11 protein-coding genes are annotated in these 11,981 nt (G+C 51.0%); 5 read left to right on the plus strand and 6 right to left on the minus strand.

The window, feature by feature from the left end; translation table 11 throughout:
* Nucleotides 1–79 precede the first annotated feature (79 nt).
* Both ACXAD4_RS05970 and ACXAD4_RS05975 read left to right on the plus strand, forming a co-directional pair.
* Nucleotides 80–1,369, plus strand: coding sequence for an NAD(P)/FAD-dependent oxidoreductase (locus ACXAD4_RS05970; RefSeq protein ID WP_475239559.1), 1,290 nt, complete (start codon nucleotides 80–82; stop codon nucleotides 1,367–1,369).
* Nucleotides 1,370–1,403: 34 nt separating this feature from the next.
* A complete protein-coding gene (locus ACXAD4_RS05975; RefSeq protein WP_475239561.1) occupies nucleotides 1,404–1,622 on the plus strand; it encodes a DUF7661 family protein in 219 nt (72 codons plus the stop codon).
* A gap of 110 nt (nucleotides 1,623–1,732) precedes the next feature.
* Here ACXAD4_RS05975 and ACXAD4_RS05980 read toward each other — a convergent pair whose 3' ends face one another.
* The 5 genes from ACXAD4_RS05980 to ACXAD4_RS06000 form a co-directional block, all read right to left on the minus strand.
* On the minus strand, nucleotides 1,733–2,206 hold the full coding sequence (locus ACXAD4_RS05980) for an FKBP-type peptidyl-prolyl cis-trans isomerase (protein ID WP_475239563.1): 474 nt from the start codon (nucleotides 2,204–2,206) through the stop codon (nucleotides 1,733–1,735).
* A gap of 47 nt (nucleotides 2,207–2,253) precedes the next feature.
* Nucleotides 2,254–2,832, minus strand: a complete 579-nt coding sequence (locus tag ACXAD4_RS05985; RefSeq protein WP_475239565.1) for a GNAT family N-acetyltransferase — start codon at nucleotides 2,830–2,832, stop codon at nucleotides 2,254–2,256.
* Nucleotides 2,833–3,008: 176 nt separating this feature from the next.
* Nucleotides 3,009–3,821, minus strand: a complete 813-nt coding sequence (locus tag ACXAD4_RS05990; RefSeq protein ID WP_475239567.1) for a peptidoglycan binding protein CsiV — start codon at nucleotides 3,819–3,821, stop codon at nucleotides 3,009–3,011.
* Between the two features lie 29 nt (nucleotides 3,822–3,850).
* Nucleotides 3,851–7,306, minus strand: a complete 3,456-nt coding sequence (mfd, locus tag ACXAD4_RS05995; protein WP_475239570.1) for a transcription-repair coupling factor — start codon at nucleotides 7,304–7,306, stop codon at nucleotides 3,851–3,853.
* Nucleotides 7,307–7,308: 2 nt separating this feature from the next.
* A complete protein-coding gene (locus tag ACXAD4_RS06000) occupies nucleotides 7,309–7,887 on the minus strand; it encodes a PilZ domain-containing protein (protein ID WP_475239573.1) in 579 nt (192 codons plus the stop codon).
* A 190-nt stretch (nucleotides 7,888–8,077) separates the two neighbouring features.
* Here ACXAD4_RS06000 and lolC point away from each other — a divergent pair, with 190 nt between their 5' ends.
* From lolC to lolE, 3 genes are read left to right on the plus strand one after another with little or no spacing between them, the layout of a single operon-like run.
* Nucleotides 8,078–9,286, plus strand: a complete 1,209-nt coding sequence (gene lolC, locus ACXAD4_RS06005) for a lipoprotein-releasing ABC transporter permease subunit LolC (protein ID WP_475239574.1) — start codon at nucleotides 8,078–8,080, stop codon at nucleotides 9,284–9,286.
* A complete protein-coding gene (lolD, locus tag ACXAD4_RS06010; RefSeq protein WP_475239575.1) occupies nucleotides 9,279–9,968 on the plus strand; it encodes a lipoprotein-releasing ABC transporter ATP-binding protein LolD in 690 nt (229 codons plus the stop codon). Before lolC ends, lolD begins: the two co-directional genes overlap by 8 nt.
* The gene (lolE, locus tag ACXAD4_RS06015; RefSeq protein ID WP_475239578.1) at nucleotides 9,968–11,212 is read left to right on the plus strand and encodes a lipoprotein-releasing ABC transporter permease subunit LolE; all 1,245 of its coding nucleotides are present in this window, start codon (nucleotides 9,968–9,970) and stop codon (nucleotides 11,210–11,212) included. The genes lolD and lolE overlap by 1 nt, the downstream gene beginning before the upstream one ends.
* 219 nt (nucleotides 11,213–11,431) lie before the next feature.
* On the opposite strand, the gene ACXAD4_RS06020 is transcribed toward lolE, so the two are convergent.
* Nucleotides 11,432–11,962 (minus strand): DUF2062 domain-containing protein, encoded by a 531-nt coding sequence (locus ACXAD4_RS06020; RefSeq protein WP_475239580.1) that lies wholly within the window; start codon nucleotides 11,960–11,962, stop codon nucleotides 11,432–11,434.
* Between the last annotated feature and the right edge of the window lie 19 nt (nucleotides 11,963–11,981).

Raw genomic sequence — 11,981 nt, forward strand, 5'->3', positions numbered from 1 at the left:
TTTCACTGACTGGAAGTTGTTCGGGTCAGATAAAGTTTTTAATTTTTTAAATATTTGAATTTGTGGAAGGAGTGTTGTCATGTCTCGAATTATTGTTGTTGGCGGTGGCGCCGGCGGTTTGGAGCTAGCAACGAAACTGGGTCGTACATTGGGCCGTAAAGGCCGCGCTAAGGTTACCTTGGTTGACCGCAAGGCAAGCCACCTGTGGAAGCCGCTATTGCACGAAGTGGCAACGGGTTCGATGGATGCAGGGGTAGATGCACTGAGTTACCGTGCCCATGCGAAAAACCACTCGTTTGATTTTCAGATGGGTAGCCTAAAAAACATTGACCGCGACCGTAAGGTGATCAGCCTGTCAGCGCTCTATGACAAGAATGATGAGCTGCTGATGCCAGAGCGCGAGCTGGAATATGACATTCTGGTTATGGCTATCGGTTCTACTTCGAATGACTTTAACACTCCGGGTGTGCGTGACAACTGTATCTTCCTTGACAGCCCTGAGCAGGCGCACCGTTTCCGTACACAAATGAACAACCAGTTCTTGAAGCTGCATGCGAACAAAGAGCAGAAAACGGTTGATATTGCGATTGTCGGTGCTGGCGCAACCGGTGTTGAATTGTCAGCAGAACTGCACAATGCGGTTAAAGAACTGCAGAACTACGGTTTTGGTGATCTGGATAGCTCTCGCTTGAACGTCAACCTAGTTGAAGCGGGTGAGCGTATTCTTCCTGCTCTACCGCCGCGTATCTCTTCAGCTGCCCACAGTGAGCTGACCAAGCTAGGCGTCAATGTGCGCACTGCGACTATGGTCACCAAAGCAGACGAAACTGGCCTGACAACCAAAGATGGCGACCATATCCCAGCGCAAATCATGGTATGGGCTGCAGGTATCAAGGCGCCTGATTTTATCAAAGATATCGCCGGCCTTGAGACTAATCGCATTAACCAGCTAGTGGTTAAGCCGACGCTGCAGACAACCCGCGATGATGATATCTATGTTATCGGTGATTTGGCATCTTGTGCACAGGAAGACGGTAGCTTTGTTCCACCGCGAGCCCAGGCCGCACACCAGATGGCAAGCCGTTGTTTCTCGAACATCGTTGCTAAAATTACTGACCGCGAGCAGAAGCCATATGTCTACAGCGACCACGGCTCGCTGGTGTCACTGAGCCGTTTCTCAACCGTGGGTAGCCTGATGGGCAACCTGACCAAAGGCTCGATGATGGTTGAAGGCCGTATTGCCCGCGTAGTATACATTTCCCTTTACCGTATGCACCAGATCGCGTTGCACGGTGTGGTGAAAACCAGCTTGATGATGCTGGTTGGCCGAATTAACCGCGTACTGCGTCCTAACTTGAAGCTTCACTAAGCAGAGTCTGGATACGGGCCGATAGAGGAGAACAATGATGTTCCTGCTGTTTGATGTATTTGGTACCAAGATGTCAGTACAACGAAAAGATGGCTTTTGGTTACTGTTCAAAGAGTCAGATACTGCAATGCGTGCCCGTATTTATGATGTGGTTATTCCACCAGAGCTTGAAGAAGCTGATTTGGCGACCTACTTGGCGGATATCTACCATGAGAATGCCAGTGCCAATCATCCGGAAGTCCGCCGCTGTTAAGCCTTTTACGTAAGGCAAAGCTAGCTTGGTTAAGCTATAAGCCAATATTAAAAAACCGCCAGCACTGGCGGTTTTTTTTGATCTTGTTAATCGTCTAAAGCCACTGATAATCAGTTGATTTTAAACAGCTCAACATCAAAGATCAGCACCGAACCCGGTGGGATAGAGCCGATTGCTCGGTTGCCGTAGGCAAGTTCGGCCGGGACGAAGAAGCGTGTTTTCTCACCCTCAACCATTAGCTGTACACCCTCAGTCCAGCCTTTGATTACCTGGTTCAGGCCAAATTGGATAGTCTCGCCACGTTCAACTGAACTGTCGAATACTGTGCCGTCTAGAAGCGTACCGTGGTAGTGGACGGTGACTTTGTCGCTCGCTTTTGGATGAACGGTACCAGTGCCTTCTTGCAGTACCAGGTACTGTAGGCCGGATGCAGTGGTCTTCACCCCTTCTTTTTCCTTGTTCTCAGCCAGGAAAGTTTCACCCGCCTTGATATTTTCAACAGCCGCTTGCTTGTTACCTTGGGAGCGTTGAATAAAGAAGATGATTAGCGCAACAAGGGCGATACCCAGAATAATTTTAAACACGTAAGTTCCTCATTTCGTGTTGATTCATTGGCTGATAGTAGCAGAGCTTATTGCTGGGTGAAAGGCGGGGGAGAAGAGGTAATATCACTGGGGATGAGTGAGAACAGTAAACCATCGACTGGGCCATCCTGGGTGATGATCCGGTTTCGGGCTGTACACTCAAAATGGGCCTTGGTAGCAAGGGCTGTGCGTTGGCTGGCAAGGTTACCGGTGTGGGTGACTATTTCGATCCGTGTTAGGCCGACAGTCTCGAAGGCAAACTGGGCAATAGCTTGGCAGGCTTCTTTGGCATAGCCCTGTCTCTGGGCACTGGACCGGATCCAATACCCCATTTCAGCCGAATTGGTCAGCTCGGACAAATTGCTCAGCGAAGTGCTACCAATAAACGTCTCCGTACTGCGTTCGAAGATAGCAAACTCATAACTAATGTCGTAAGCCCAATTTTGTTGGCTAGCATGAATCCACTCATGGGCATCGTGTTGGCTGTACTGGGCGTGGCACCAAGGAAGCCAAGGGGTAAGGCTTTGCTGCGAATGGTGGATGGCCTCAAGCAAATCCAACAGATCGGCATTTTTATAGGGGCGAAGCAGCAAGCGCTTGCTTGTCAGTTGGTAGTCTGTTTTCATCCTGTCCACAGTCTCCGTAAATATGCATTCTAGTATCAACTGAATATGACTCAGTTGGTATTAGCATAAACTGCAGTGTCGGGATTGTCGTGGCTGACAAGAAGGAAGGGGTTGAAAATGTGAAAAGGGCTGCGTTATGCAGCCCTTTGTGAGTGAGTACTTGTTAGCTGGTGAGGTTATCCGTCGATACGACGAATTTGGATCACCATACCCATTAGAGGGTGGTCAAGGTAGTGAGTTTCACCACTGCGCATCTTACGCTGTTGCTGGAACTGGTACGCCTTGAGGAATTCTTCTACTTTGACCTGCTTTTTCACTTCTTGCAGGTGACCGATTTGCACGTTGCTCTCTGGCTCTAGCGACCCATCCATCGTATCAAGAGGCTCGGCACCGATAATCACTTCACGACGGCTTGGTTCGCGAAGTGCAAAGTTAGCTTCGGTGAACAGGAAGTGCTGAACATACACACGCAGCGTACCGTCAAGCTCGCGCAGAGACTGAATGTCTTTCTCGATGCTGTCATCCGTTTCCGTGAGTGACTCTTCGGTGAAACCGTCATTGAACTGCTCATCAGCAGGCTCACTAGACTGGGCAGATTTCACGCTGCCATCAGGTAAAAACTGGGCGGAGAAGTCTTCACCGGCTGTAAAGTGAATGCGAGGTGCTGCGGCACGGCTCAAATCACCTTGGCGCCAACCAAAGTGTGCTAGCGGGGTAAAGCCTGCGTGTTGCTTGAGCTTATTGTACTGTGAGTTGAGCTCAAACTGCGACGAAGGCATTTTGGTGATCCCTCGTGCCTGTAGGCGAGCAGTATCACCAAAGTCGATAGCGCCTTTGAGGTTGATAGGCTTTTGGCTATCAGGCCAAGATTCGCTGACCTGCTCAGGCGCAATGTTGCGCTTGAAAAGGATCACTTCGATATCGAACTGTCTGGCTGCAAGGCTTGGCCAGCTAATGGCGAACAGCAGCAAATAAATGAGATTTTTCAAGATAATACTCCGCACTTAAGTGCTATCTATTATAGAGCGTTTTCGGCCAACTTTGTTAGAAGACCGTCAACATACTTTATTCTGTCTTTTCTGTCACTCATCGGTGCCATGACTTTCAGCTTGGTTGGCCCTTCCATCCGGAAATGTTGTGGCTGTGATTGCAGCAGCCCAACCAATAAGCCAGGGTCGATATTGGCATTTGGGTTAAATTCTATGAAGCCACCTTTCTCGCCGGCTTCGATCTTACGCACGCCAATCCCCGCAGCTTTGAGCTTGATCTTGTTGAGAACCAGCAGGTTGGTCGTTGGATCAGGCAGCAGGCCGAAGCGGTCGATAAGCTCTACCTTGAGTTCATCCAACGCCTTTTCATCATTGGCACTGGCGATACGCTTGTACAGCGACAGTCGGGTATTGATATCCGGGATGAAGTCTTCAGGCAACAAGGCCGGCAGACGCAGCTCGATCTCAGTTTGCTGACGTAGTAAATCATCCAGTGAAGGCTCTTTACCTTCCTTGAGTGCTTCAACGGCTTGCTCGAGCATTTCCATGTATAAGGTAAAGCCGACAGATTGGATCTGACCACTTTGCTCATCACCAAGTAGTTCACCTGCACCACGGATTTCAAGGTCGTGGGTGGCAAGGGTAAAGCCTGCGCCCAAGTCTTCTAGTGATGAAATTGCCTCGAGTCGTTTGACCGCATCCTTGGTCATGCGCTTAGGGTGCGGCGTCAGCATATAGGCGTACGCTTGGTGGTGCGAACGACCGACACGGCCACGAAGCTGGTGTAGCTGGGCCAAACCGAGGTGATCGGCACGGTTGATCACTATGGTGTTGGCGGTCGGTACATCGATACCGGTTTCGATGATGGTGGTACATACCAGCAGGTTGAATCGCTGGTGGTAGAAGTCACTCATGATCTTTTCGAGTTCGCGTTCACGCATTTGACCATGGGCAAAGGTAATACGTGCTTCCGGGATAAGCTTGGCCAGATCTTCGGCCGTCTTCTCGATGGAGTCGACATCGTTGTGCAGGAAGTAAACCTGACCACCACGCATGATTTCACGCAGTACTGCTTCCCTGACCAGCGCATCGTCCGACTCGCGGACGAAGGTCTTGATCGCCAGGCGACGAGCAGGTGGTGTTGCGATGATTGATAGATCACGCATACCACTCATGGCCATATTCAAGGTACGAGGGATCGGCGTAGCAGTCAGGGTCAGGATGTCGACATCGGCACGGATCGCTTTGAGCTTTTCTTTCTGGCGAACCCCGAAGCGGTGTTCTTCATCGACAATCAGCAGGCCAAGGTCATGGTAGTCTAAAGAGGCATTGAGCAACTTATGGGTGCCGATCAGGATATCGATTTTTCCCTCGGCCATATCGGCCAAGATCTGCTTCTGCTCCTTGGCAGTTTTGAAACGCGACAGTACTTCAACCCGCACCGGCGTATTGGCAAAACGGTCGCGGAAGTTTTCAAAATGCTGCTGGGCCAGCAAGGTTGTCGGTACCAGTACGGTAACCTGCTTGTTGTTGTCGACCGCGACAAAGGCCGCACGCATCGCCACTTCTGTCTTACCAAAGCCCACATCACCACACACCAAACGGTCCATTGCTTTGGCCTGGCACATGTCCGACAGTACGGCGTTGATAGCCAGCGCTTGGTCGTGGGTTTCCTCGAACGGGAAGCCGGTACAGAAATCAGCGTAGGCTTCACGGTCAAGGTTGAATTTGTGGCCCGGCTTCATCTCGCGCTTGGCGTAAACATCGAGCAATTCAGCGGCGACGTCACGCACTTTCTCTGCTGCTTTCTTGCGGGCTTTGGCCCATGTCTCGCCACCCAGTTTGTGAATTGGGGCACTATCTTCCGCCCCGCCGGAATAGCGGCTGATCAGGTGTAGCGAAGCCACAGGGACATAGAGCTTGGCACCACCTTGATATTCCAGGGTGACGTATTCGGTTTTCATCCCGCCCGCTTCCAAGGTCTGTAAGCCCTGATAGCGGCCGATACCGTGGTCAATATGAACAACCGGTTGACCGACTTTTAGTTCGGCCAGATTGCGGATAATGGTATCGGCGTTGACGGATTTCTTTTCATCGCGGCGACGGCGCTGGACAACGCGTTCACCCAGAAGATCGCTTTCACAAATCAATGCGATATCAGGTTGTTCCAGAACAAAGCCTTGTTCAGCCGCACCGATGACTAGGCTGAATTTGCCCGGTGCTGCCAATGCCTCGGTCAGTGTTGAGGCGACGACAGGACGCAGTTTGATCCGGCCCAGCAAATCAAGCAGGGCTTCACGACGGCCTTCCGAGGCCACAGAGAAAATAATTTTACCCGGGTAACTTTCCGAATAGCGACGCAGTTCGGCTAGTGGCTCTTTGAGCTGGTGGTTGATGGTCAGCTCGGGGATAGCCTGTACCGGGAGGTTATAGCGGCCTGCTTTATCTGGCTCGATATCATGGCGGATGCGCACCTGGGGCAGTGTTTTGAAATGAGTGAACATTTCATCTTTGGTCAGCCACAGCTCTTTGGGTTCAAGCAGAGGGCGCAACGGGTCGACCCGGCGTTGGTCGAAGCGGTACTCGGCATCGGTCAGGAACTGATCAACAGCAGGCTCTAATGCGCCGATGGTGATCAGTAAGCTGTTATCAGGCAGGTAGTCGAACAGGGTTTCGGTTTGCTCGAAAAATAGTGGCTGCCAATATTCGATACCCGCAGGCCAGGTCTTTTTGCTCACTTGCTGGTAGATAGATTCCGGCTCGCGACGTGCCTCGAAGCGCTCACGCCAGCGCATGCGGAAATTCTCGATGGCGATTTCATCGGTCGGGAATTCGTGGGCTGGCAGCAGGCGAATTTGATCAATTTCACCCGTTGAACGTTGGTTTTCCGGATCAAACTGACGGATGGAGTCGACTTCATCATCAAAGAAGTCAATGCGGTAAGGCTGATTGCTGCCCATCGGGAACAAGTCAATCAATGAGCCACGGCTAGCGTATTCACCGTGTTCGATAACCTGATCAACATGGCGGTAGCCCGAGGCTTCCAGCTGCAAGCGCAGTTTATCCAATGATAGCTTGTCACCGTTGCGCACCATCAGTGCATGCTGGTGGATGAAAGCCCGTGGCGTTAGGCGCTGCAACAGGGTACTGATTGGCACCAAAACCACGCCATCAGCCTGCTGTGGCAGGGAATACAAGCGAGTCAGTCTGTCTGAAATTATATCCTGGTGCGGCGAGAAGTTATCGTAAGGCAGGGTTTCCCAGTCCGGGAACACGCTCACTTCCAACGAGGTAAACTGACTGACTTCAGGTTGCAGACGCAGTGCTGTTTGGGTGTCAGGTACCACAGCAAGGATGGGACCCTGATGATCTTGGGCTAGCTCTGCGACGGAAAGTGCCAGCGCAGCACCGGACACATTACCGATAAATCGGTTGTCACCTGGTTTGGACGGTAATGGTAGAGAGAGAATAGACTGTGCTTTCATGGTTAACTTTTATTGTCTGATCGCTGTTGGGCGCGTTGGCGCAGAATTTTTTGCTGGAAGTGCAGGGCGGCTCGGATCAGCAGATCCCTGTCATCTTCCATCAAGCATACGTATTTCAAAGCTATCTCATAGCTGCTGTCTGGCTGAGGTTGGCACTGGGTTACTTCAGCATAGGCATAAACAGCCGCGGCAGGGTTGTCGAGAAACAACTTGAGTCTGACTTTACTTCCCTCTGCCAGCGCTTGCGGTGAAAAGTAGGACAGCTGGCTTGCGCCGAACGTATGGGTGATGAAGCGGAGGTTGGCATCATCTTGCTGAGCAAGCACAAAAGACAGCAACAAGTTGATCTTGTTGTTTTGGGCCGCCAGATAATTGGACAGAGCTTTAAACTCATCTTTTTTGAGCTGGGATAAAGAATGCTCCAGTCCTTCATCCAAGCTGCTGCATTCACTGGCAATACGAAACAGGGGCGGGATTTCTTGCTGGAAAGTCAGCATGTCGGGAACACTTTCACCGGGTGGCAGAGGTTCTACGTTGATGGTCAATCCGGCATGGACTGAAAAATACTCGTCCTGATTCATGTCGCACTCGTTATAAATTAACTATTCTACGATTATCACTCAGCTATTGCATCGGGACAAGTAAGCAAGCCGAAGAGTGGTGGTTTTAACCGCTGTTTTTACATTAGTTTTACTGCGCTTAATGGTAATCGAGAGCTGCAACAGGTATGCTTTCGAACAGTTTTTTATAAGGATGGTATCTTCTTACTCTATGTTTCATCCCGTATCGTTTTTTATCGGGCTGCGCTATCTCAGGGGACGCTCTGGAGATAGGTTCAGCCGCTTTGTTTCTTATATGTCGACCGCGGGGATTACCGTCGGGGTGTTGTCCCTAGTCACGGTACTGTCTGTTATGAATGGTTTTGAGCAACAACTCAAGGAAAGGATCCTTGGAGTGATGCCCCAAGCTGTTATCTCCAGCCAAGATGGGCACCTTGTCCGTACTGAGCAACCCCCTGAGTTTCTTACTGCCATCCCCCGTGTGGATATGGTGTCGCCGCTTACCCGTAGCGAGGCTATTTTACAGAGTGCCAAGTCCTTGTCGGCGGGCATGCTGCTAGGCGTTGACCCTGATGCATTTGAGCCGGTGGGTTACTACATCAACCAAGGCGATATCATGGATCTGCAAGCGGGTAGCTATAAGGTTATCTTGGGTCAGGTGCTGGCTAATCAATTGGGGGTGAAAGTGGGTGACAAGGTTCGCCTGATGGTGACGAGTGCTAGCCAGTATACGCCGCTTGGTCGCATTCCAAGCCAACGAAACTTTGAAGTGGCTGGTTTGTACAACACCGGCTCAGATGTCGACAGCCAATTAATCTTGACCCACATCGATGATGCCGGGCGATTGCTTAGGTTTAAACCCGGCCAAATTACTGGTTGGCGTTTGTTTGTCGATGACCCGTTTGTCGTGGCCGAGCTGGCCAACCAGCCTTTGCCTGAAGGGATGACATGGTCGGATTGGCGTGAGCAACGCGGTGAGCTTTTCCAAGCGGTGAAAATGGAAAAGAACATGATGGGCTTGATGCTCGGGCTGATTATCGGCGTTGCGGCATTCAATATCATTTCTGCGCTGATCATGGTGGTGATGGAGAAACAGGCTGAAGTCGCTATTTTGAAAACGCAGGGCATGAGTAGCCGCCAAGTCTTGATGGTATTTATGGTGCAAGGTGCCAGCAGTGGGGTGATCGGTGCGATTATCGGCGGTTTGCTGGGTACTGTACTGGCATTGAACCTCAACGCTCTGTTGACTGTGATGGGGGTGAATTTGATTTCTGCTGGTGGGCACCTACCTGTAGTGATCTCGCCGCTGCAGATTATTTTAGTTATTGTCGGCGCGATTATCCTAAGTTTGCTGGCAACTGTTTTTCCTTCCTACCGGGCGGCATCGGTTCGTCCTGCTGAGGCACTTCGTTATGAGTAATGCATTATTGGTTTGTCAGGGCTTGAGAAAAGTTTATCGCGAAGCCCAACTTGAGACAGAGGTGCTTAAAGGGGTGGGGTTCCACCTGGATGCCGGTGAGTTGGTCGGAATTGTCGGGGCATCGGGTTCAGGTAAAAGTACACTATTGCATCTGCTCGGTGCACTGGATGATCCGAGCGAAGGGGACGTGTTCTTCAAAGGGCAGAAACTCAATGCTATGAGTGCCAACAAGCAGGCTAAGCTCCGTAACAAAGAGATTGGTTTTGTGTATCAGTTCCACCACCTGCTGGCAGACTTCAGTGCGGTGGAGAACGTGGCAATGCCTTTGCTTATCGGTGGGATCCCTGCGGCCAAGGCTCGTTCGCAGGCCCATAGCATTCTGGAGCTGGTTGGCTTGGGACATCGACTGGAACATCGCCCGTCAGAGCTAAGTGGTGGTGAGCGCCAACGTGTTGCTATTGCTCGAGCGCTGGTAAACAAGCCATCGTTAGTACTGGCGGATGAACCAACGGGTAATTTGGATCATAAGACAGCCCTTGAGATTTATGACCTGATGCGCAAGCTCAATAAAGAATCCGGTACGGCCTTTTTGGTGGTGACCCATGATAATGAGCTTGCTGGCAAGCTGGACCGCTGCATGCACATGCAAGACGGCGAGTTGCAGCAGGTAGAGGTGGCTTGATGTTCCGACCGCTTTCTCTATTTATCGGTAGCCGCTTTAGTCGCGCCAAACAAAGAAACCGCATGGTTTCGTTTATTTCTATCTCATCGACCTTGGGTATTGCTGTGGGTGTGGCGGTGATCATCATCGGCCTTTCGGCCATGAATGGCTTCGAGCGCGAGCTGCAAAACCGTGTGCTGTCGGTGATCCCTCATGGAGAGCTGGAGGCTGTCACCCCGCCTTTCGAGGATTGGCAGCCAGTACTTGATTTGGTCGAGCAGCACCCGCGGGTGACGGCAGCGGCCCCTTATGTTCAGTTCACGGCATTGCTGGAAAAAGGCAGTAGCCTCAAGGCGGTGGAAGTACGCGGCGTTGATCCTGAAAAGCAGAAAGACGTCAGTGTGTTGCCGCAGTATGTGAAAGACAACGCTTGGGAGAGCCTTGAAGCGGGCAAGCAGCAGGTGATACTGGGACAGGGTGTCGCTGATAAGCTAGGTATTGGAGTGGGAGATTGGATCACTGCGATGATCCCAAACCCGGATCCTAGTTTGAAGCTCAAAGCCCCTCACCGTATTCGACTTCAAGTAGCGGGCTTGCTAGCTCTAGCCGGGCAGATCGACCACAACTTTGCGTTGGTGCCACTGAAAGATGCCCAGCAGTATCTATCAATGGGCGACGGGGTTACAGGTATTGAACTGAACGTGGACAAGGTACTCGATGCCCAGAGCATCGTGCGGGAAGTCGGCTTTACCCTACCTGTGTATGTCTACCTGAAAAGCTGGAACCAGAAATATGGCTATCTTTACCGTGATATCCAGATGGTACGTACCATCATGTATCTGGTAATGGTATTGGTCATTGGGGTGGCTTGCTTCAACATCGTGTCTACCTTGATGATGGCGGTGAAAGACCGTGCCGCAGACATTGCGATCTTGCGCACCATGGGGGCAACTGATCGGCTGATCCGCTCTATTTTCGTATGGCACGGTGTACTATCCGGTGTCGTAGGAAGCTTGGTGGGGTCACTGCTGGGCTCAATGGTTGCGGTTAACCTGACAACCTTGATTAAAGGCTTGGAAAGTGTGATTGGTCATCAGTTCCTGTCTGGAGATATCTACTTTGTTGATTTTCTCCCGACCGCGTTATCGATGCATGATGTGATGCTGGTGACAACAACCGCTGTGATATTGAGCTTTTTGGCAACCTGGTATCCAGCCAAGCGTGCAGGCGCCCTTCAACCTGCAACCGTACTGAGTGCCAAATAATCGACCAACGTCCCTCAAGGTGCTGCTCTTAGGTAAATCTTTCAAGGTACCGCTTTGGGGGAAAGGTCGAGCTTTTCGGTAAAATGTATGGCTTGGTTTTATTAGTCTGCCAACCGCTTCGGCTTTTTGTCAGAAATAATTGAGCCAGCCATACATTGGACTTAAAAAGATTGAGTATAAAAAAACCTCGCATCTGCGAGGTTTTTTGTTATTTGGCGATTAATCCTTGTGGAGGCTCAAGACCCTGAATCGGCGTTTTTGCCAGCTTCGGACAACAGAGTAGCGCCATAAGCCGCGGATACCGAAATAACCCAAAGCAGAGAAGAAGACGGCGCAGACAGCGCAGCCCATAAGAAAAGGAGGTCCAATCTGGTTCATTTGGTGCAACAGGAATTCCCAGGACAGCTCAAAATGGAAAGCTTGGTGCGGTGTATTCATCAGCCAAGCGCCAACTTTATAGGCACCGTAAAACATCACAGGCATAGTGATAGGGTTACTGATCCATACCAAGCAAACCGCCAGCGGCAAGTTTACGCTGAAGAAGATGGCGGCGCCGGCAGCCATGATCATCTGGCTGGGAAGAGGTACGAACGCCATAAACAAACCGACCGCAAATGCGCCAGACGCCGAACGGCGATTGAGGCACCACAAATTTGGGTTGTAAAGCACATTGCCAAATATCTTCAGCGCTTTTTGGCGCTTGATGACATCGTGGCTTGGCATTATTCGTTTAATTACTTGTCTTGGCATTGTAATTCTATTGTTCACA

The sequence above is a fragment of the Photobacterium sp. AWH4_225 genome (assembly GCF_056158405.1).